Genomic DNA, 20,316 nt, shown 5'->3' on the forward strand with positions numbered 1-20,316 from the left:
GTGGGGTGCCGTGTTGGGCCAACACCTGGCCTGCCAACTGCCAGCGGTTAGCCCCCTTACATAATTCCTTTCAAAACAAGCATTTATACCCAATTACTGACGAATTATTTTTTGGTCGACCTCCGCTATTGCGCATCCGGTGCCTGTTGCTCGGGCGGCGCGCTCAGGGCCGCCGCCACCGGCCACGCCGAGCTGCGAAACGCCACCGTGCGCAGCCCCGGGTACGGAAACTGCGGCGGCCCGGGCGGCAGCAGCATCGGTTGCGCCGCCTCCTGGCTCAGGGCCTCGCCCACCGAGCGCACCGCCCCGGCCGGCACGCCCAGCCGGGCCAACTCGTGCAGCAGCGCCGCGCCGTTGAGCTCAGCAATACGCACGAGCAGCAACTCCTCCAGGGCCGCCCGGTGGCGCACCCGCGCCGGGTTGGTGGCAAAGCGCACCTCCTGGGCCCAGTGGGGGCGCATCAGCACCAGGCACAGCTGCCGAAACTGCGCGTCGCTGCCCACAGCTAGCACCAGCCGCTGGCCGTCGGCGGCGCGGTACACGGTGCCGTAGGGCACAATACCGGGGTGCCCCGAGCCCAGTGGCAGGGGGTCGTGGCCGGTGCTGAGCCAGGTAGCGCCCTGGTTGGCCAGCGAGGCCAGCGCACTGTCGAGTAGGCTCACTTCAAGGAGTGCGCCAAGGCCGGTTTTTTCGCGCTGATATAACGCCGTTAGAATGCCTTCCTTGAGCTGGTGGGCGGCCAGCAGGTCGATGAGGGCCACTGGCATTTTTTGGGGCGGGTCATCCAGGCTGGCGGCGTTGAGGTGCATGAAGCCGGTTTCGGCTTGCAGTACGGCATCGTAGCCCACCCGCGGGCTGGCCAGCCCGTAGCCGGTGAGGTGCGCGTAGATGAGGCGCGGATTGGCCGCCGCCAGCGCGGCGTAGCCCACGCCAAATTTCTCGGTATCGCCGGGCTTGTAGCTTACCAACAGCACGTCGGCGGCCAGGGCCAGCCGGTGCAGCTCGGCCCGGGCGGCGGGCTGCGTCAGGTCGAGCGTAAGGGCCTCCTTGCCCCAGTTGGAAGCCGCGAAGTAGGCCGATACCGAGCTGTCGGGATTGTCGCCGGCCGTGCGCCAGGTGCGGGTTACGTCGCCGGCCGGCGGCTCTACTTTCAGCACATCGGCCCCCAGCTCGGCAAAAAACTGGCCCACCTGCGGGCCGGCCAGCACGGCGGCCAGCTCCAGCACCCGCAAGCCGGCAAAGGGAAGGTTATCAGACATTGGAAGCATGATTGAGGACAGCTACTATATCAGGGTACATGCCCCGGTCGGCCAGCGAAGCTAGCCGACCGGTTGTCGCGGGAGCGATAGCCGCACGACGCGTGCGCCGGTTGACACGTACGATGCCTGGCTGGTTGTTCCAGCATCGTTCCCGCGACCACCGGTTGGCCGGCTGCGCCGGCGGACGGGGCAACGGCCTGATATCAGCGCTAACTACATCGCCAACACCCGCTGGCGCATTACACCACGCCGGCCCGCGCAAACACCGGGAAAACCACCTCGCGCTCATCCGCGCCCCATAGGCGCGTCAGCTCCTCGGCCACCAGCAGCACGGCATCGGCCCCGTCGTGCTGCTGGCCGTAGTTGACCACCGCCGACCATGTGCGCAGGTAGCCCAGGTACCAGGCCGCCGACCACTGCCGCCGCACTGCAAACCGCGCCGTGCGCACCCGCGCAAACGGAAATTGCAGCCGCGCGTACTCGTCCAGCACGTGCCAGCGGTTGGCATCCCAGTAGGGGCCCACGGTTTCGTTATGAAAGTGCAGTATCAGCGCATCCAGCTCAGCGTCACCGGTTTGGCCCAGGCCGTAGCCCCACTCGGCCAGCACGGTGCCGGGGCCGGCCACGCGCCGCACCTCGGCGTGGTAGGCCGCCTGGTCGAACCAGTGCACGGCCTGCCCCACGGTAATGAGGTCAAAGTAGTCGTCCGGAAACGGCGTGTGCTCGGCAGTGGCTACCTGGTAGTGAATATTAGGCCGCTCGGTGGCTTCCGATAATTGATTGGCGCTGAGGTCAGTAGCTTCTACATCGCGAAACGACTCGGCCAGCACCACGGCCACCTGGCCGTTGCCGGTGGCGCAGTCCCAGGCCCGCAGGCGGTTGGGTACCTGCGGCAGCAGCCAGGCGTAGAGCTCGGGTGGGTAATCGATGCGGTAGCGGGCGTAGGCGGCGGCTTGGGCCGAAAAACGGTCGAGGGACATGGCAGGGAGGGTAAGCTGTGGCTTACCAGCCGAAAGGTCCATCTAATAGGACTACTTCGACGCGCAATCAAAAATTAAAGCCGGAAATGCGGGCCGGTGAGCCACCGCTTACCGCACACGCTGCCCCGCAAGCGGGACACTTATCCGGCTTACCTTTGTGCTAAATCAAGCGGTTTGCTGGCCCAGGAATGCAAGGTCAGCCCCTATTTCTCACTTCATTAGCTGCACCTTTGACTTTCCACGATTTCAATCTTCACGACGACCTGCTGGCCGGCGTGGACGCCATGAACTACCTCAACGCCACGCCCATTCAGGAGCAGGCGATTCCCAAAATCCTCGCCGGCAAGGACCTCATCGCCTGCGCCCAGACCGGCACCGGCAAAACGGCCGCCTACCTGGTACCGCTGCTCGACAAGATTTCGCACGCCGGCCACGGCACCACCTCCACCCTGGTGCTGGTGCCCACCCGCGAGCTGGCCACCCAGATTGACGAGCAGGTAACGGGCTTTGGCTACTTCGTAGAAGCCTCATCCATTGCCATTTACGGCGGTGGCAAAAGCGAGAACTGGGAGCAGCAGAAGCGCGCCCTCACCAGCGGGGCCGACATTATTGTGGCCACGCCCGGCCGCCTCATCGCCCACATGCAGCTCGGCTACGTCAAGTTCGACGACCTGAAGTACTTGGTGCTCGACGAGGCCGATAAGATGATGGACATGGGCTTTGCCGATGACATCCTCAACATTGTGCGCCAGCTACCCAAGCAGCGCCAGACGCTACTGTTTTCGGCCACCATGCCGAACAAAATCAAGGACTTCTCGCAGCAGATTCTGCAAGACCCCGACGAGGTGCGCCTGGCCGTGAGCAAGCCCGCCGCGGGCATCAACCAGCAGTTCTACATGACCTTCGACCACCAGAAGCTACCCGTGCTGGAGCACCTCATCAAGGCCCAGGACGTGCAGAGTATGGTCCTTTTTACCAGTAAGAAAGCCGCCGTGGCCGGCATCGTACGCTCGCTCAATAAGCTGGGCTACCCCGCCCAGGGCATCAGCTCCGACCGCACTCAGGAGGAGCGCGAGGACACCATGCGCGCCTTCAAAAACAAGCAGTTTCCCATTCTTGTGGCTACCGACGTGGTAAGCCGGGGCATTGATATTGACTCGCTGAGCCACGTAGTGAACTTCGATGTGCCCCGCGCCGCCGAGGATTATGTGCACCGCATTGGCCGCACGGCCCGCGCCGCCACCACCGGCACGGCCATCACCTTCATTGCCGACCAGGGCCAGGACCGCATCCTCAAAATCGAGCAGCTCATTGAGCGCGAAATCGAGAAGCAGGCCATCACCGAAGGCCTCGGCTACGGCCCGGCCCCCGAGTTTGACCCCAAGCGCTTCAGCGGCCTGCGCGGCAAAACCGGCCCGCGCGACGGTAACCGCAGTGGCGGCGGTGGTGGCCGCGACCGTGGCCCCCGCCGCGAGGGCGAAGGTGGCCCGCGCGCCGAAGGCGACCGCCGCGGTGGCAGCGGAACCGGTGGCGGCCGCGACCGCGGCCCCCGCCGCGACGAAGCCAAAAACGACCCGCAACGAGCTGAGCGAATGGCTAATGCCGCCGCCCGCCTGGCGGCCATTGATGCCGGCCAAACGCCCGTAAACGCCTACGTGGCCCCGCCCCGCGAGGCGCGCCCACCCCGTGAGCCCCGCCCCGAGGGTGAAGCCCCGCGTGCCCCGCGCCCACCCCGCGAACCCCGCCCCGAAGGCGACAGCCCCGAAGGCCAGCGCCCCCCGCGTGAGCCCCGCCCCGAGGGCGAGGCTGCTACTCCCCGCGAGACCCGCGCCGAAGGCGACAGCCCCGAAGGCCAGCGCCGCCGCAAGCGCGGGGGCCGCAACCGGGGCGGCCGTGGCCCCCAGCCCGAAGGCGACACTACCGCCACGCCGGCTGCCCCCAGCGCCGAATAGCACGCAGTCTTTGCACTGAATTTACAATCTCTTGGTTAACAATTAGTTAGCCAAGAGATTTTTTAATGACTACCCGCGTAGGACTTGTTGCATAGGTCTTGGGCGGGCTGCACACGAGCTGTTGCACTGCGTTTGGCATGACGCTCCTTTTCATTACTCATTCCCCACTACTCGTTACCCGTTACCCGCAAAATTCTGCTGAATCATCTGCATAAAGTTGCCTTCGCTCATTTTTGCTTTTGCTTCCAGAATACCCTGCGCATCGGCCCCGGCAATGTAGCGCAGCTGCGTGGTGCCATCGGTGGCCGCTTGATAAATGACTTCGGCAATCTGCTCGGGCTGCGAAGCGGCCCCGCCGCGGCGGTTGAAGGCAGCGAGTACGACGCGCATTTGCCCGGCGTAGGGGTTGGCCGCGCCGGCCGGGTCGGCAGTCATGTGCAGCGAGCGGCCAGCGAAATCAGTAGCTACGCCGCCTGGTGCCACCACTTTCACCCGGATGCCAAATGGGGCCAGCTCGTACCAGAGCGATTCTGAAAAGCCATCGAGGCCAAATTTGGTGGCGTGGTACAGCGAGTTCATGGGGAAGGCCGTGCGCCCACCGACCGACGTAATATTGATAATAACGCCCGCCTGCCGCGCCCGCATGGTGGGCAATGCCGCCTGCGTCACGGCAAAAACACCGAACACGTTGGTGGCAAACTGCTGCTGAATCTGCTCGGCAGTAGCCGTTTCAAATGGCCCCACCAGCCCGTAGCCCGCGTTATTGACGAGCACATCGAGACTACCAAAGTCCTGCTCGGCTTGCGCCACGGCTTGTTGCACGGAGGCCGCATCCGTCACATCGAGCGCATACACGCGCACGCCAAGTAAGTCACTGAACTTGGCATCGGCGGGGTTGCGCATGGTGGCGGCTACCTGCCAGCCGTGGGCGGCAAAAAGACGCACCGCCGCCGCGCCAATGCCCGTGGAAGTACCGGTAATAAAAACTGTTTGGGTCATGAGGAGGAGGAAGAAAAAATTGCGTTATAGGGGACGCAGCCGGCCTCTTTTTATTGCGGGCGTACGCAACATTTTAGCGCAAATGCGTGTCTTTTAAGATACTAACGCTTCTGGCCCGACCAATAAAGGTAACCCAGCGGAATTGATTTTTTTGTTTTTTATTACCCGCACGAACTTCTACCTTTGTGCCCCTACTACCCTCCCCCGCGCTCTGACTAGTAAGTTTGTGAATAGACCTTTGTTGCTCTTGCTGCCCGCGTTGGCAGCCCTTGGCCTGACCACGCAGTGCCAATCGAGCAAGCCCGCCGTAACGGCTGCCGCCGTGGCTCCGGCTACCAGCACGGCTGCGCCTAAGGAATATAGCTACACCACGGCGCCCAATGACCCGCTGGGCGTGCGCGTGTACCAGCTCGCCAACGGCCTGACGGTCTACCTGTCTGACTACAAGAACGCGCCGCGCATCCAGACGTACCTGGCCGTGCGCGCCGGCTCCAAAAACGACCCCGCCGCGGCCACCGGCCTGGCCCACTACCTGGAGCACATGGTGTTTAAGGGCACCTCGCGGCTCGGCACCAAAGACTGGAGCAAGGAAAAGCCGGAGTTGGATAAAATTGAGGGGCTGTATGAGAAATACCGCGGCGAGCGCAACGACCCCGCCGCCCGCAAGCGCACCTACCACCAGATTGACTCCGTCTCGGGCGTGGCGGCGCGCTACGCCGTACCCAACGAGTACGACAAGCTCATGGGCAGCATTGGGGCGAAAGGCTCGAATGCGCACACGTCCAATGAAGAGACTGTTTATCAAGAAGATATCCCGAGCAACCAGCTGGAGAAATGGGCCGCCGTGCAGAGCGAGCGCGTGAAGGAAATGGTGCCGCGCCTGTTTCACACCGAGCTGGAAGCCGTGTACGAGGAGAAGAACCGGGGCCTCGACTCCGACTTCAGCAAGGAGTTTGAGACCCTGAACGCCAGCCTCTACCCTACCCATCCGTATGGCACCCAAACGACCATCGGCACGATTGAACACCTGCAAAACCCGTCGATAACCGAGATTAAGAAGTACTTCGGCCAGTACTACGTGCCCAACAACATGGCGCTTTGCCTGAGCGGCGACCTGGACTACGACCAGACCATCCGGCTGATTGACAAGTACTTTGGCGAGTTGCCGAGCAAGCCAGTGCCCGCCTTTAGCGCGCCTGTGGAGCCGCCCATTACCGCGCCCATTATCAAGGAGGTGGTGGGGCCGCAGTCGGAAAACGTGATGCTGGGCTACCGCTTTGCGGGCAAGGCTACCCGCGACGGCCTGCGCATGCGGATGTTGGACAAAATCATGACCAACGGCCAGGCTGGCCTCTTCGACCTCGACCTCAACCAGCAGCAGAAAGTGCTGCAAGCCCAGACGTTTGCCGACCTCAACGACGACTACTCGACGCATGTGCTCTACGGCACCCCGCGCCAAGGGCAGAAGCTGGAAGAAGTGCAGGCCCTCATGCTGGCCGAAATCGCCAAAGTGCAGCGCGGCGACTTCCCCGACTGGCTCATCCCGGCCATCGTCAACAACGAGAAGCTGAGCCGCACCAAGAGCTACGAAAGCAACGAGGCCCGCGCCTCGGCCATGTACGAGGCCTTTATTGAGCGCATAAGCTGGGCCGACTACGTGAAGCAGAACGAGGATTTTGCAACCATCACGAAGGCCGAAATTGTTAAGTTTGCCAACGAGCACTACGGCTCCAACTACGTGGCCGTGTTCAAGCGCAACGGCGAGGACCCTAATAAGGTGAAGGTTATCAAGCCGGCCATCACGCCGGTGCCCGCCAACCGCGACGCGGCTTCTACCTTTTACACGCAGGTGAGCAAATTGCCGGCTACCGATTTGCAGCCGGTTTTCCTCGATTATAAGAAGGATATCCAGACGGCTACCATCAAGCCCGGCCTGCCACTTTATTACACCAAGAACAGCGAGAACGGCTTATTTAGCCTGTTCTACGCTATTGACCTGGGTACCAATAACAACCCGCTGCTCGACGTAGCTACGGACTATTTGCAGTACCTGGGCACTGGCAAGTATTCGGCGGCGCAGCTGCAACAGGAGTTTTACAAGCTGGGCTGCTCGTTTGCCGTCAGCAGCAGCCAAGACCGCGTGCTCATCAGCCTCAGCGGCCTCGATAGCAACCTAGAACCAGCGATGCAGCTGTTTGAGCAACTGCTCAACAGCCCGCGCCCCGACGCGGCAGCCCTCAAAAACCAGGTGGCCGGCATTTTGAAGCAGCGCCAGGATGCTAAGCTCAACAAGGGCGTGATTCTGAATCAGGCCATGCTGAACTACGCCAAGTATGGCGCGCGCAATCCGTTCACTGATATCGTGCCGGAAGCGAAGCTGAAAACCTTGAAGCCTGAGCAACTGACTTCGTTACTGAAGTCGCTGCCGACATACCAGCACCGCGTGCTGTATTACGGGCCACGCGAAATAAATGACAACCTTGGCTATGTTACTACGCCTAGCATAGCTACCATAATTAAGACCGACCACAAAACCCCCGCTACCCTCAAGCCAGCCCCGGCCGCCAAGGACTTTGCTGAGCAGCCGCTCAAGGAGAAAAAGGTGTACTGGGTTGATTACAAGATGGTGCAGGCCGAAATCCTGTTCCTGACCAAGGGCGACGTTTACGATAAAACGATGGCCCCCACGGTGGCACTCTACAACGAGTACTTCGGCGGCGGCATGGGCAGCATCGTTTTCCAGGATTTGCGCGAGAGCAAGGCGCTGGCCTACTCGGCCATGTCGCGCTATGCAAACGCGGATAAAACGGGCCGCTCCAACTACATTCTCAGCTACATCGGCACGCAGAGCGACAAGCTGCCCGAGGCCATGAGCGGCATGCAAAGCCTGCTCACCGACATGCCACTGGCCGATGCCAACCTGGTGATTGCCAAGCAGAGCATCCGCAACAGCATTGCCACCGACCGCATCACCCACGAGGGCGTGCTGCTCAGCTACGAGCGCGCCCGCCGCCTGGGCCTCGACTACGACGTGCGCCGCGACGTGTATGACCAAACCCAGAACATGACGTTTGGCGAATTACAGAAATTTCAGCAGGCCAAAATCAAGGGCCAGAACCAGGTTATCCTGGTTATCGGCTCTAAGGACCGGCTGAATTTCAAGGAATTAGCCAAGTATGGTACCGTGCAACAGCTTACTCTGAAAGAGATTTTCGGATATTAATTTCTCCCCTCCATCCCACCCCCGCTGGCGAGCGAAGCGTTGACCCGCTTTTGCCGGCTTTTTACTTTTTAGCGGCGCGAACGCGCACCTGCCCTTCGCCGCCGCTACACTGACATTTAATTTCCTAAATCACGCCCACCTCCATCATGGCCGAGCAGAAAATCACCATCAAAAACGGCAAGCTTAACGTTCCTGACCAACCCATTATTCCCTTTATCGAAGGCGACGGTACGGGGCCGGACATTTGGCGCGCCTCGCAGCTCGTATTCGATGCGGCGGTAGAAAAAGCCTACGGCGGCAAGAAGAAGCTGGTGTGGAAAGAAGTACTGGCCGGCGAAAAAGCCTTCAAGCAGCTCAACAACTGGCTACCCACCGAAACCCTTGATGCGTTCCGCGAATATCTGGTGGGCATCAAAGGCCCGCTGACGACGCCCGTGGGCGGCGGCATTCGCTCGCTCAACGTGGCCCTGCGCCAGGAGCTGGACTTGTACGCCTGCGTGCGCCCCGTGCGCTACTACGACGGCGTACCCTCGCCCGTGAAGCACCCTGAGCTGACCAACATGGTCATCTTCCGCGAAAACACGGAGGACATCTACGCCGGCATCGAGTACATGAACGGCACGCCGCAGGCCCAGAAAATGCTCGAATTCCTGCAAGACGAGATGGGCGTGAAGAAAATTCGCTTCCCCGACTCGTCGTCGTTCGGCATCAAGCCGGTGTCGAAAGAAGGCACTGAGCGCCTCGTGCGCGCCGCCATCAAGTACGCCCTGGAGCACAAGCTGCCGTCGGTAACGCTGGTGCATAAGGGCAACATCATGAAATTCACCGAAGGCGCGTTCAAAACCTGGGGCTACGAGCTGGCCGAGAAGGAGTTTGGCGCGAAGGTGTTTACCTGGGCGCAGTACGATAAAATCGTGGCCAAGCAGGGCGTGGCCGTGGCCGATGCCCTGCAAAAGCAGGCCGTTGACCAAGGCAAGCTCATCATCAAGGACAGCATCGCCGATGCCTTCTTGCAGCAGATTTTACTGCGCCCCGCCGAGTACTCGGTAGTGGCCACGCTGAACCTGAACGGCGACTACATTTCCGACGCGCTGGCCGCCATTGTGGGCGGTATCGGCATTGCGCCGGGCGCCAACATCAACTACCTCACCGGCCACGCCATCTTCGAGGCTACCCACGGCACCGCGCCCAAGTACGCCAACCAGGATAAGGTGAACCCCGGCTCGGTTATCCTCTCGGGCGTGATGATGCTGGAGCACCTCGGCTGGAAAGAAGCCGCCGCCCTCATCAACAAAGGCCTCGAAGCCGCCATCGCCAACAAGCGCGTCACCTACGACTTCGAGCGCCAGATGGAAGGCGCTACCTTGCTCAAAACGAGCGAGTTCGGCGAGGAGATTATTAAGAATATGTAGTAGCTTGGCAGTAGCCAATTAATGACAACCCCCGCGTTGGCTGAAAGGCTGGCGCGGGGGTTTTGCTTTGCAATAAACTTGTTACTCAGACAATTGCAAGTATAGAAGCCCCGTTTATTAACTTACATTGCGACAAGCTGGCTTTCGTTTGGCCATTCTACCTACTGAATTAGCTTTATAAAATGAAAAAGCGCTTGCTACTTGGCTTTTTACTGTGCAACATGGGCGTAGCCTATGCACAGGTATCCGTGATAGTAAACCCCGATGGCACGCACTCAGTGCTGCACCAAAACGGCAATACTGGCGTATTGGTGAACCCTGATGGCACCCATTCGACGCTGACACAGAATGGTAGTACAGCCTTGCTCGTCAATTCCAACGGCACGCATTCAGTTATCCCCAACACCAACACCAACCCAGCGGTGCTGGTGAATGCGAACGGCACGCATTCCATTATCCAGCGCACGGGTAACATCACTACGGTTACTGGCCCCGAGGGTACGCAAACGCTTATCGAGCCCACGGCTACCGATAGCACACGCCGGCTTAATTGGGGGTGGCTGCTGGGTGAGCGCAAGAAATAGCCTGCGTTGCGTAGCACATGCATACTGTAGAGTAGTGCCAAATATACTAAACCGTATCAGGCCTAATCTTACTCACCATCTGAAAGTTAAGTTTTTATAATTTCTCGCTTTGCGGCGGTGATAATGTCGGCAAAAGTTTTACTTTTGCCGACATTATCACTATTTCATTTTCCCGCATGACGAAGTCTTTACCCTGGCTGGCAGCCGCGCTTCTCCTCACCACCGGTTGCGAAAAGGCCCAGAAAGCCCAGGAAGCTTACAGCAACCTCTCAAAGCTCAGCGAGGCCGGTAAGAAGCTGGAAACGACGATGGAGGAAGCTAAGGACCGGCACGCCGAGCGCGTGCAAAAAGGCGACACGCTCTCCCTGCCCTACAAAGACCTTGAAAACTACCTGCCCGCCGAGGTGAGCGGCTATACCGCCGCCGCGCCCAGTGGCCAGTCGATGCGCACGGCCGGCATGGCCTTCTCCTCCGCCGAGCGCACCTTCACCCGCGACACGGCCGAGGTGAAAGTGAGCATAGTGGACTACAACGGGGCCAACCAGCTCTTTCAAGGGGCCTCGGCCATGTTTAGCCTGGGCCTCGAAAGCGAGGACGACGAAAGCCTTACCAAGGAAGCTAAACTCGACCTGAGTGGGGTGAAAGGCTCCGAAACTTTCCGCAAGAAAACGGGTGGGGCCGATATTACGCTGGCCGTGGGCGACCGCTTTCTGGTCACCATTTCGGGTACCAAGCAGCCCGACCTGACGCTGGTAGAAACCGTGGCCAAAAGCATGGACCTGCCAAAGATGGCCAAGCTTTGACCAACCCTGTGCCACTGGCTTTACTAGGCAAACAAAATAGACCTAATTATCAATAAACCTGATAATTAGGTCTATTTTGTTTGCCTGAATACGCTACTGCTAGCAGGCGATAAAAGCCAGCGGCCGGCCGGCCACCATGCGCTGGGGGTTGGGGCTACGGGCCGCTGGCGCCCCACCCCAGACTTGGCGGCGCCAAAGTCGCGGCCAGCACCGTAAATTTCGCCGATGCTACCCACCCGCCGCTCGTCTATTCGCCACGCCATGCGCTTGTTGCTGGCCCTTACGCTGGCGGTTACTGCTTTGCTGGCCCGCGCCCAGAACGCCCCGCCCGAGCGGCCCAAGGTCACGCGCATCCTGTTTTTGCTCGACGCCTCGGGCTCGATGATGGCCCCCTGGGAGGGCAAGCCGCGCTGGGAGGTGGCCAAGCGCCTGCTGGCCAAAATGGCCGACTCGCTCAACACCTACCCCAACCTGGAGCTGGGCCTGCGCGTGTATGGCCACCAAAGCCCCAACGCCGAGCAAAACTGCGAAGACTCGCGCCTCGAAGTGGCCTTTGCCCCCAGAAACGCCGCCGCCATCAAGGCGCGCCTCAAAACGCTGAAGGCCCAGGGCAACACGCCCATCACGTATTCGCTGGAGCAGTCGGCCAAGGACTTTCCGCTCGACAAAACCTCGCGCAACGTGCTGCTGCTCATCACCGACGGCGTGGAGTCGTGCAAGGGTGACCCCTGCGCGGCCTCGCTGGCGTTGCAGCGCAAGCACATTTTCTTGAAGCCCTTCGTAATTGGCATTGGGGCCGAAAAGGACTTCGGGCGCGCCCTGGAGTGCCTGGGCAAGTACTACAACGCGGCCGAGGTGAAGACCTTCCAAACGGTGCTCAACGACGTGATTGCCCAAACGCTGGCCAAAACTACCGTGGCCGTAAACCTCACCGACGAGGGTGGCCGGCCCGTGGAGTCGAACGTGAACCTGACGTTTGTGAACAACGTGACCGGGCAGCCCGAGTACAACTACGTGCACTACCGCGATAGCAAGGGCCAGGCCGACGTGCTCGACATCGACGCCTTGCAGAGCTACGACCTGGTAATCAACACGGTGCCGGCCGTGCGCCAGGCCAACCTGGTTATTCGCGGCGGCAAAGCCAACGTACTGACGTTCAAGACGCCGCAGGGTACGCTGGTGCTGCAACCGGCCAGCATTACGCCCAACCCGTATGGCGGGGCGGTGCAGGCCGTGGTGCGGGCGCAGGGCAGCACCGCCACCGGGCTGGCCCTGCCCTTTGGCGCGCACCAAAAAATGCTGGCCGGCAACTACGAGGTCGAAATCCTCACGTTGCCGCGCACGGTGCAGCGCGTGAGCGTGCGCCAGGGCCAGGCCACCACCGTGAGCTACGCTGTGCCCGGCACGCTCAACATCACCACCGACCTCAAGGGCTTCGGCAGCCTCTACAAACTCAACGACGACGAGTCGCAGACCTGGATTTACAACCTGCCCGAGAGCAGCAGCAAGCTCAACCTGGCCATGCAGCCGGGCGCGTACCGGCTGGTATTCCGCACCGCCACCAGCACCGGCAGCAAGTTTACCGACGTGCGCAACTTCACCATTCGCTCGGCGCAAACAACTTCGCTGAGCATTTTTGGGCGGTAAGTAGTGAAAGCTGTAACAGGTAATTTTCTGTACGATGCAGTGCTCCCCCGTATTGAGCAGATATGCTGGCCAATAGCTGGCCTCGGGCTAGTATACCGCTATTGCTTGCTTCGGGGTAACGATACGATGCTCATGGTGGCGCTAGGAACGCTGGCTACCGTGTATTTCTTGCGGGCTTTCGAGCCAAGTGATGAACTGGCTGAAACCGGCCCACCGCTCAATTTTAATTACGAACCAGTTGTTACTACGCCCAACCTGCTCCAGCAATTTCAGGGTATTTCTAGCGGCGGCCCGTTGATGGGCATTCTTTTCAAATTATTGTTTTGGGAAGGCGCGACGATGTCACTACTGCTAAGCGTACCAATAGTGGTCACAGTAGTTGCTTGGCGGCTAGCCAATGGTAGCCTAACCCGGCCAGCGATAGTAATTGCTGGCTTAAGAATTAGTGCCTGGGCCTATCCTACCGAGATTATGGTGCGTCAGTTTTACCGCGATGACCCGGATTTGGTGGAGAAAACGCTATACCAAGTCCAACATCCTAACGACCGGGCTGCTACTGCCGAGGTCCATCGCTTGCTCCAAAAGCGGCGCAAACGGCACCTCAAGTAATCCGCCCGTTAAACCCCGCCCCCCTTCCGGCGTCCAACCCGCGCATTCGCCCCCATCTCGCGTTTGGAAGACCCCGAAATCCTCCTCAAATTCCAGGACCCCGCCAGCCGCAACCTGGCCTTTAACCAGTTGGTGCGCAAGTACCAGCAGAAGGTGTATTGGCACGTGCGCAAGATGGTAGTGGACCACGCCGACGCCGACGACCTCACCCAGGACGTATTCGTGAAGGTGTTTCAACACCTGGCTAATTTCCGGCAGGATGCGGCCCTCTTCACCTGGATTTACCGCATCGCTACCAACGAGTGCCTGAGTTTTTTGCAAAGCAAGCGGCGCAAGTTTTTTCTGCCGCTCAATGACGTGGGGGCCGAGCTGGCCGCCAAACTGGAGGCTGACCCGGCCATTGCGGGCGATGAGATTGAGTTGCGGCTGCAAAAGGCCATTCTGCGCCTGCCCGATAAGCAGCGCCTCGTTTTCAACCTGCGCTACTACGATGAAATGCCCTACGAGCAGATGGCCGAAGTTACTGGCACCAGCGTAGGTGCTCTGAAGGCCAGCTACCACCACGCCGCCCGCAAAATTGAGGACTACGTGACGAAGGCCGATAACCTGACCGCAGCTACCGACGAAGCCGATTAAACTTTGCCGCCGCCTTTGTATCCAACGTTCATGAAAACGCCCTTCCGCCTCGATGAGCACCCGCGCCGCGGGCCGCAGCCGCTGAGCAGCCCGCCGGCCGGCTACTTCGAGCAATTGCCCACCCGCATCATGGCCCAGGTGGCGGCCCCGGCCCGCCGGCCGCAGCCGCTGGCCTGGCTGTGGGCTGCGCCGGCTTCGTTGCGTACGGGCCTGGCTTCCACACTGTTGCTGGGTACATTTGCGGCTTCGCTGTGGCTGGGTAATACCCCGCTGGGCCGCCCGGCCGCCACTGCCGATACCCTCGCGGCGGTGCCCCAGCAGCAATTATTGGAGTACCTCACCAACGGCGAAACCCACGTCGATATGCTGGATTTGGCCGAGCTGCCCACCCGCCAGCTGGGCCTGACCAAGCACTACTTGCGGCCGTCGGCCAGCGAGCTCACCGCCGCCCTGGATGGCCAGCCCGCCGATGAGCCCGGTGTATTATAAAAGCATAATCTATTATTGATGAGCACTTTACGATTAATACTAACTACCAGCCTGTGTTTACTGCTGCTGGGCGCACGCCAACCGGCGCACGCCCAGGGCCGCGGCCGCCCGGCTGCGCCGGGCGGCCGCATTACGCAGCTCGACAACGCCAAAATCGCCTTCATTACCTCGCGCCTCACTCTAAGCCAGGACCAGGCCCAGCGCTTCTGGCCGATGTACAACGACTTCGTAGGCAAGCGCCGCGAGCTCAACCGCTCGGCGCGCCTGCTGCGCCGCGACGCCAATAATCCCGGCCTGAGCGAGGCCCAGCTGCGCGACAATTTCACCCAGGATTTTACTATCCGCCAGCAGCAGCTCAACCTGGAAAAGGACTACTTCGAGCGCGCCCAGAAAGTGCTGACCTTGCGCCAGCTGGCCCAGCTTTACCAGGCCGAGCGCGACTTCACTAAGGAGGTACTGCGACGCGTGGCGGGCCCTAATGCCGCGCCGCCCGCTGCCGACTAGCCCCGCCCCTACCCCGGCGGCGGTACCTTTGCGGGCGTTATGCTTACCCCCCGCCAGCTTTTTCTGCGCCACCAGGCCCAAACCTCCGAGTTTCCCCTTTTACTGGAAATTGAGCGCGCCGAAGGCGTGTACATGTACACCCCTGAGGGCCGCCCAATTCTGGATTTGATATCCGGCATCGGTGTCAGCAACGTGGGGCACCGACACCCGCGCGTGATGCAAGCCATTAAGGACCAACTCGATAAATACCTGCATCTCATGGTGTATGGCGAGTTGGTGCAGGCCCCGCCCGCCCAGCTGGCCCACGCGCTGGCCGCCACCCTGCCCGCCCCGCTCGACACGGTGTACTTTACCAACTCGGGCACCGAGGCCATCGAGGGCGCGCTCAAGCTGGCCAAGCGCCACACGGGGCGCACGGGCCTGGTTTCCAGCCTCAATGCCTACCACGGCTCCACACACGGCGCACTATCCATCACCGGCTCCGAGGACTTTAAAAACAGCTACCGGCCGCTACTGCCGGGCGTAGTGCACCTGCGCTACAACGAGCTGGCTGACTTGCAGTTAATCACCCACGACACGGCCGCCGTAGTGCTCGAAACCGTGCAGGGCGAGGCCGGCGTGCGCCTGCCGCTGCCGGGCTACCTGCCCGCCGTGCGCCAGCGCTGCACCGAGGTGGGCGCGCTGCTCATCCTGGACGAGATTCAGTGCGGCTTTGGGCGCACGGGCACGCAGTGGGCCTTCGAGCAGTTTGGGGTGGTGCCCGATATATTGGTGTGTGCCAAGGGCATGGGCGGCGGCATGCCGATTGGGGCCTTTATCTCATCACCCGAGATTATGGTGGGCTTCCAGACCAACCCCATTCTGGGGCACTGCACCACGTTTGGGGGGCACCCGGTAAGCTGCGCGGCCTCGCTGGCTACGCTCCAAGTTATTCAGGAAGAGAACTTGCTGGCAGGCGTGGCGGCCAAGGCCGAGCGCCTGCGGGCGCAGCTGGTGCACCCTGCCATTCGGGAGGTGCGCAACTGCGGCCTGCTCATGGCCGTGGAGTTCGACTCGTTTGAGGTGCTTAAGCCGGTTATTGACCGCGCCCTGGCCGAAGAAGGCGTGCTGACCGACTGGTTTCTGTTCTGCGACAACTCGCTGCGCATCGCGCCGCCCCTCACCATCACCGAGGCCGAGATTGACGCGGCGGTGGCGGGGTTGCTGCGGGCTATTGGTAAGTGAGTAGATGAGTAAGTGAGTAAAGTCACTATTGACCACCTAATTGGTAGCCGATAGTGACTTTACTCACTTACTCATCTACTCATTTACAGCCTACCGCTGCGGCAACGCGTTGTAGTTCAAGAAGCTAAGGCTTTCCTCTTTGATGCGCTCGCGGGGCACGGCATCTTTCACACCTTGCGAAATCTTGCGCACCAGCACGCCCACAATGGCTTTGCGGAAGCCCAGCTTCTCGGCCATTATGATGCAAAAGTCCATTTCGGTTTCGTCCACGATGCCATCGGCGAGCATCATATCCACGAGGTCAAAAATCTGGTCGAAGCGCTCTGAGTCGTTGCCGGGCAAGTCGGAGAGGCAGTTGGTTTGGCCTTCCACGAGCTTGCGCACCTCACCGGCTGATACGCCGTTTTTCTTGCCCACCGTGATGATAAAATTCATCTCGCGGTCATCCACATGGCCATCGGCTTTGGCAAGGGCGGCGAGGTTGCAAAGGTGGCCTTTTATTTTTTTGGCCTGCTCATTTTCGAAAAAACCAAACATAGGAGTGCGGGTTGAGGGTGGGCGGTAAGACACCGAAAAATAGGCACGAAACACCTAATAACCAAGCGCCTGCTGCGCTATTACGGGTACTTGTACGTAACTACAACAAAAATGTCGGGCTTAAATTGCCAGGCCGCGTTCGGCAAGTGCGTTCGCCTCACGACCTTTGCGGGCTTACGGCCAATCCTGGGTTGGCACCGGGCGCTTTAGCGGACTTTTGACCATGAAGAGAATTGGAGTTTTTACCAGTGGGGGCGATGCCCCCGGCATGAACGCGTGCCTGCGGGCAGTAGTGCGGGCGGGTGTGTACCACGGCATTGAAGTCTACGGCATTATGCGGGGCTACAGCGGCATGATAAAGGGCGAGTTCGTGCGCATGGACTCGGCATCGGTGTCGAACACCGTGCAGCGCGGCGGCACCATTCTGAAATCGGCCCGCTCGCAGAAGTTTACCACCAAGGAGGGCCGGCAGGCCGCCTTCGACCAACTCGTGAACCACGGTATTGAAGGCCTAGTGGCCATCGGTGGCAACGGCACATTTGCGGGGGCCAACATCTTTGAGAAGGAGTTTGGCATCCCGACGGTGGGTGCGCCGGGCACCATCGACAATGACCTCTACGGCACCGACTACACCATTGGCTACGACACGGCGGTGAACACGGCGCTGGAGGCCATCGACAAGATTCGGGACACGGCCGACTCGCACGACCGCTGCTTTTTTGTGGAGGTGATGGGCCGCGACTCGGGCTACATCGCCATTCCGTGCGCTATTGGCGGCGGGGCCGAAATTGTGATGGTGCCCGAAACGGCCATGAGCGTGGAGGCCGTAATCGAAACATTACAAGATAGTTACAAGCGCCACAAAACCTCTTTTATCGTTATCGTGGCCGAGGGCGAGGAGGAGGGCAACGTGCACCAGGTGGCCAAGCGCGTGAAAGAAGCCATTCCGCAGCTCGATACCCGCGTCACCATTGTGGGGCACATTCAGCGCGGCGGCTCGCCCACGGCCTCCGACCGCCTGCTGGCCTCGCAGCTCGGCATTGCCGCCGTAGAGGGCCTGCTCAACGGCATGAAAAACGTGATGGCCGGCATCGTGGACCGCAAGCTGATGTACACGCCTTTTGAGGACACCATCAACAAGCGCAAGGTGATAAACCAGAGCTTCATGCGCATGGTGGAGATTCTGTCTGTTTAGTTGTGAATGAGTGAGTTGTGAATGAGTGAATGAGCATATTTTTCTCACTCACTCATTCATAACTCACCCATTTACAACTCAACCCACTGGTACGCCGCGTCGCGGCGCAGCCAGGTGAGTTGGTGCTTGGCGTAGCGGCGGGTGTTGCGCTGAAGCAGGCGCACGGCCTCGGCGTAGTCGTAGCTGCCGTCGAGGTAGCCGAATAGCTCCTGGTAGCCTACCGTTTGCAAGGCTTGATGGTAGCGGAAGGGCAGCAGGCCTTCTGCCTCGGCTGCCAGGCCCGCGCCGAGCATTTGGATAACCCGCTGGTCGATACGCTGATACAGCTCTTCGCGGGGGCGCGTGAGGGCTACTTTTACCACTCGCCAGGGCCGGCCGGCGGCCGTAGCTGCTACTGCCGCCGGGCCCCGGTGAAAGCTGGAAAACGGCTGGCCGGTGCCCCGCGTTACTTCCAAGGCGCGCAGCACGCGCTGGGGGTTTTGCAGGTCGAGGCGGGCGTGGGCGGTGGGGTCGGTGTGGGCCAGCTCGGCCACTAGGGCGGGCAGGCCCAGGGTGCTGAGCTCGTGTTGCAGCTGCTGGCGCACGGCGGGCGGCACGGCGGGCAGGTCGTCGAGGCCATCGGTGAGGGCCTGCAAGTACAGGCCCGAGCCGCCCGTGGCTACCACTACCGCGTGGCGCTGAAATAGCCCGGCCAGCCGGGCCTCGGCCTCGGCGGCAAAGCGGCCGGCGTTGTAATTCTCGGTAATACTATGGGAATCAACAAAATGATGCCGTACGCCCTGCATTTCGGCGGGCGTGGGCTTGGCGGTGCCGATGCTCATTTCGCGAAAAAACTGGCGCGAGTCGGTCGAGACGATTTCGGTGGCCAGCTGCTGCGCCAGCGCCACGGTGAGGGCGGTTTTACCCACGGCGGTGGGGCCGGCCACGGCCAGCAGCACGGGGCGCGGGTCGATGGCGGTGGGCGCTAGCTGGGCAATAATTTCGGGCGGGAGCATGGCAGGTGTGCGGTAAGCTTTAGCTTGCCGTAAAAAAATAGCGGGCAATAATAATCCGGCAAGCTAAAGCTTACCGCGCATTCAGAAGGTCAGCATACAGCTGCACCAGGGTTTTTGCTTCCTGCTGCCAGCTCCACTCGGCGCGGGCGCGGCGGCAGTTGGCGGCCAGGCGGTGGTAGTGCGGGCCGGGCTGGCCGCCGGGCAGCAGGCGGGCCAGCGCCGCAGCCAGCGTAGCGGGGTGCAGGTCGGGCACCAGCTCAGCTACCTCATACTGCTCATTGAGCGCGCGGTACTCGGGGAAGTCGATACAGAGCTGCGGAATGCCCGCCTGCACGTAGTCGAAGAACTTGTTAGCCAGCGAGTAATAATAACTCAAGCCCGTGTTTTCGAGCAGCATAATGCCCACTGTAGCCTGCGCCGTGAGCACCCGCAGCTCGGCGGGCAGCACGTAGCCCCGAAACTCGGCCTGGCCGCCCGGGTACGCCCCGGCGGCCAGCAGCCCCAGCCGGGCCGCCTGCTGGCGCAGGGCCGCCGAGCAGTCGCCCTCCCCACAAATAACGAGGCGCGCCGGCACCTGGGGCAGCGCGGCGAGCAGCTCGGCCAGGCCCCGGCCTACGTTGAGCGCACCCTGGTAGAGCAACGTAGACGCCGGGTTAGCTGATTTATCAAGTAATTGATAATCTGATACTTGTGTTTCATTAATCGGCACGTTGCGCACCACGCCAAACGGGCAGCCGGGGTGGCGCTGCGCAAAGAGCCGGGCCAGTGCCGGCCCCACCGTGTAGCGCAGCTGCGCGCGGGGCACCACGAAGTTTTCGACCCATTGCCAGGCGCGCTGCACGCGGGGGCGGGCCACTACCTCGGGCACCTCCGTAAACAGCTCGTGGGCGTCGTACACGAAGGGCTGCCCCCCCAGCCGGGCGCGCAGCCAGGTGGGCAGCGCGGCATCGAGGTCGGCGCAGGCCCAGGCGGCGGCGCGCTGGCCCAGCAAGTAAAGCAGCAGCCGAAGGTTGTATTCGAGGTAAAACAACTTGCCGTGCTGAAACCAGCCCCGCAGCCGGTGCTGGGCGTAGGGCTGCGGGGCCAGCGGCACCGAGCCGGGGCGTTGCCAGCCCACCAGCAGCACCGCGTAGCCGGCCTGCGCCAGGCTGCCGCAGATGCGCTGCATCCGCTGGTCGTAGCTAAGGTCGGTGGTGACGGCGAAAACCAGCCGGGCAGGAGATATTGGCACGAAATAGGCGGAACGGCGGAGCCGCCGTAAATTCAAC

General features: G+C 61.2%; 18 protein-coding genes. 12 read left to right on the top strand and 6 right to left on the bottom strand.

All coding sequences use genetic code 11. The features are described 5' to 3' along the window. Nucleotides 1–125 precede the first annotated feature (125 nt). Together QMK33_RS17535 and QMK33_RS17540 are read right to left on the bottom strand one after the other, a co-directional pair. The gene (locus QMK33_RS17535) at nucleotides 126–1,259 is read right to left on the bottom strand and encodes a CaiB/BaiF CoA transferase family protein (protein ID WP_283565917.1); all 1,134 of its coding nucleotides are present in this window, start codon (nucleotides 1,257–1,259) and stop codon (nucleotides 126–128) included. A 239-nt stretch (nucleotides 1,260–1,498) separates the two neighbouring features. Continuing rightward, complete coding sequence (locus tag QMK33_RS17540) at nucleotides 1,499–2,239, bottom strand: class I SAM-dependent methyltransferase (RefSeq protein ID WP_283565918.1); 741 nt, start codon at nucleotides 2,237–2,239, stop codon at nucleotides 1,499–1,501. A gap of 284 nt (nucleotides 2,240–2,523) precedes the next feature. Here QMK33_RS17540 and QMK33_RS17545 point away from each other — a divergent pair, with 284 nt between their 5' ends. Beyond that, nucleotides 2,524–4,191: a DEAD/DEAH box helicase gene (locus QMK33_RS17545; RefSeq protein ID WP_283565940.1), complete on the top strand. Its 1,668-nt coding sequence runs from the start codon at nucleotides 2,524–2,526 to the stop codon at nucleotides 4,189–4,191. Nucleotides 4,192–4,365: 174 nt separating this feature from the next. Here QMK33_RS17545 and QMK33_RS17550 read toward each other — a convergent pair whose 3' ends face one another. Next, entirely contained in the window at nucleotides 4,366–5,190 is an 825-nt protein-coding gene (locus QMK33_RS17550) for an SDR family oxidoreductase (RefSeq protein WP_283565919.1), read from the bottom strand. Between the two features lie 226 nt (nucleotides 5,191–5,416). Here QMK33_RS17550 and QMK33_RS17555 point away from each other — a divergent pair, with 226 nt between their 5' ends. The 10 genes from QMK33_RS17555 (at nucleotide 5,417) to QMK33_RS17600 (ending at nucleotide 16,321) form a co-directional block, all read left to right on the top strand. After that, nucleotides 5,417–8,413 carry a M16 family metallopeptidase gene (locus tag QMK33_RS17555; protein ID WP_283565920.1) on the top strand — a complete coding sequence of 999 codons (2,997 nt, stop codon included), beginning with the start codon at nucleotides 5,417–5,419 and terminating at the stop codon, nucleotides 8,411–8,413. 146 nt (nucleotides 8,414–8,559) lie between these two features. Next, nucleotides 8,560–9,825, top strand: coding sequence for an NADP-dependent isocitrate dehydrogenase (gene icd / locus QMK33_RS17560; RefSeq protein ID WP_283565921.1), 1,266 nt, complete (start codon nucleotides 8,560–8,562; stop codon nucleotides 9,823–9,825). A gap of 182 nt (nucleotides 9,826–10,007) precedes the next feature. After that, nucleotides 10,008–10,409 (top strand): hypothetical protein, encoded by a 402-nt coding sequence (locus QMK33_RS17565; protein WP_283565922.1) that lies wholly within the window; start codon nucleotides 10,008–10,010, stop codon nucleotides 10,407–10,409. Between the two features lie 176 nt (nucleotides 10,410–10,585). Further along, the gene (locus QMK33_RS17570; RefSeq protein ID WP_283565923.1) at nucleotides 10,586–11,212 is read left to right on the top strand and encodes a hypothetical protein; all 627 of its coding nucleotides are present in this window, start codon (nucleotides 10,586–10,588) and stop codon (nucleotides 11,210–11,212) included. 225 nt (nucleotides 11,213–11,437) lie between these two features. Then, nucleotides 11,438–12,859 carry a vWA domain-containing protein gene (locus tag QMK33_RS17575; RefSeq protein WP_283565924.1) on the top strand — a complete coding sequence of 474 codons (1,422 nt, stop codon included), beginning with the start codon at nucleotides 11,438–11,440 and terminating at the stop codon, nucleotides 12,857–12,859. A gap of 3 nt (nucleotides 12,860–12,862) precedes the next feature. Further along, complete coding sequence (locus tag QMK33_RS17580) at nucleotides 12,863–13,468, top strand: hypothetical protein (protein ID WP_283565925.1); 606 nt, start codon at nucleotides 12,863–12,865, stop codon at nucleotides 13,466–13,468. 63 nt (nucleotides 13,469–13,531) lie between these two features. After that, nucleotides 13,532–14,104: an RNA polymerase sigma factor gene (locus QMK33_RS17585; protein ID WP_283565926.1), complete on the top strand. Its 573-nt coding sequence runs from the start codon at nucleotides 13,532–13,534 to the stop codon at nucleotides 14,102–14,104. A gap of 30 nt (nucleotides 14,105–14,134) precedes the next feature. Beyond that, on the top strand, nucleotides 14,135–14,593 hold the full coding sequence (locus QMK33_RS17590) for a hypothetical protein (RefSeq protein WP_283565927.1): 459 nt from the start codon (nucleotides 14,135–14,137) through the stop codon (nucleotides 14,591–14,593). 18 nt (nucleotides 14,594–14,611) lie between these two features. Next, complete coding sequence (locus QMK33_RS17595; protein WP_283565928.1) at nucleotides 14,612–15,097, top strand: hypothetical protein; 486 nt, start codon at nucleotides 14,612–14,614, stop codon at nucleotides 15,095–15,097. Nucleotides 15,098–15,136: 39 nt separating this feature from the next. Further along, nucleotides 15,137–16,321 carry an aspartate aminotransferase family protein gene (locus QMK33_RS17600; RefSeq protein ID WP_283565929.1) on the top strand — a complete coding sequence of 395 codons (1,185 nt, stop codon included), beginning with the start codon at nucleotides 15,137–15,139 and terminating at the stop codon, nucleotides 16,319–16,321. A gap of 90 nt (nucleotides 16,322–16,411) precedes the next feature. Here QMK33_RS17600 and QMK33_RS17605 read toward each other — a convergent pair whose 3' ends face one another. After that, nucleotides 16,412–16,858 (bottom strand): tellurite resistance TerB family protein, encoded by a 447-nt coding sequence (locus QMK33_RS17605; protein ID WP_283565930.1) that lies wholly within the window; start codon nucleotides 16,856–16,858, stop codon nucleotides 16,412–16,414. Between the two features lie 223 nt (nucleotides 16,859–17,081). Between QMK33_RS17605 and pfkA the strand changes: the two genes are divergently transcribed. Next, nucleotides 17,082–18,053: a 6-phosphofructokinase gene (gene pfkA / locus QMK33_RS17610; RefSeq protein ID WP_283565931.1), complete on the top strand. Its 972-nt coding sequence runs from the start codon at nucleotides 17,082–17,084 to the stop codon at nucleotides 18,051–18,053. A gap of 71 nt (nucleotides 18,054–18,124) precedes the next feature. Here the strand turns inward: pfkA and miaA are convergent, their stop codons facing one another. Next, nucleotides 18,125–19,048, bottom strand: coding sequence for a tRNA (adenosine(37)-N6)-dimethylallyltransferase MiaA (gene miaA, locus QMK33_RS17615; RefSeq protein WP_283565932.1), 924 nt, complete (start codon nucleotides 19,046–19,048; stop codon nucleotides 18,125–18,127). A gap of 70 nt (nucleotides 19,049–19,118) precedes the next feature. After that, the gene (locus QMK33_RS17620; RefSeq protein WP_283565933.1) at nucleotides 19,119–20,279 is read right to left on the bottom strand and encodes a glycosyltransferase; all 1,161 of its coding nucleotides are present in this window, start codon (nucleotides 20,277–20,279) and stop codon (nucleotides 19,119–19,121) included. Nucleotides 20,280–20,316 lie beyond the last annotated feature (37 nt).

The sequence above is a fragment of the Hymenobacter sp. H14-R3 genome, assembly GCF_030063445.1.
In the GTDB taxonomy this organism is placed as follows: domain Bacteria; phylum Bacteroidota; class Bacteroidia; order Cytophagales; family Hymenobacteraceae; genus Hymenobacter.

Excerpts from the sequence above, each read along its gene's own strand:
- QMK33_RS17535 (WP_283565917.1), bottom strand. The coding sequence starts at position 1,259 with ATGTCTGATAACCTTCCCTTTGCCGGCTTGCGGGTGCTGGAGCTGGCC.
- QMK33_RS17540 (WP_283565918.1), bottom strand. The coding sequence starts at position 2,239 with ATGTCCCTCGACCGTTTTTCGGCCCAAGCCGCCGCCTACGCCCGCTAC.
- QMK33_RS17545 (WP_283565940.1), top strand. The coding sequence starts at position 2,524 with ATGAACTACCTCAACGCCACGCCCATTCAGGAGCAGGCGATTCCCAAA.
- QMK33_RS17550 (WP_283565919.1), bottom strand. The coding sequence starts at position 5,190 with ATGACCCAAACAGTTTTTATTACCGGTACTTCCACGGGCATTGGCGCG.
- icd (WP_283565921.1), top strand. The coding sequence starts at position 8,560 with ATGGCCGAGCAGAAAATCACCATCAAAAACGGCAAGCTTAACGTTCCT.
- QMK33_RS17565 (WP_283565922.1), top strand. The coding sequence starts at position 10,008 with ATGAAAAAGCGCTTGCTACTTGGCTTTTTACTGTGCAACATGGGCGTA.
- QMK33_RS17570 (WP_283565923.1), top strand. The coding sequence starts at position 10,586 with ATGACGAAGTCTTTACCCTGGCTGGCAGCCGCGCTTCTCCTCACCACC.
- QMK33_RS17575 (WP_283565924.1), top strand. The coding sequence starts at position 11,438 with ATGCTACCCACCCGCCGCTCGTCTATTCGCCACGCCATGCGCTTGTTG.
- QMK33_RS17590 (WP_283565927.1), top strand. The coding sequence starts at position 14,135 with ATGAAAACGCCCTTCCGCCTCGATGAGCACCCGCGCCGCGGGCCGCAG.
- QMK33_RS17595 (WP_283565928.1), top strand. The coding sequence starts at position 14,612 with ATGAGCACTTTACGATTAATACTAACTACCAGCCTGTGTTTACTGCTG.
- QMK33_RS17600 (WP_283565929.1), top strand. The coding sequence starts at position 15,137 with ATGCTTACCCCCCGCCAGCTTTTTCTGCGCCACCAGGCCCAAACCTCC.
- QMK33_RS17605 (WP_283565930.1), bottom strand. The coding sequence starts at position 16,858 with ATGTTTGGTTTTTTCGAAAATGAGCAGGCCAAAAAAATAAAAGGCCAC.
- pfkA (WP_283565931.1), top strand. The coding sequence starts at position 17,082 with ATGAAGAGAATTGGAGTTTTTACCAGTGGGGGCGATGCCCCCGGCATG.
- miaA (WP_283565932.1), bottom strand. The coding sequence starts at position 19,048 with ATGCTCCCGCCCGAAATTATTGCCCAGCTAGCGCCCACCGCCATCGAC.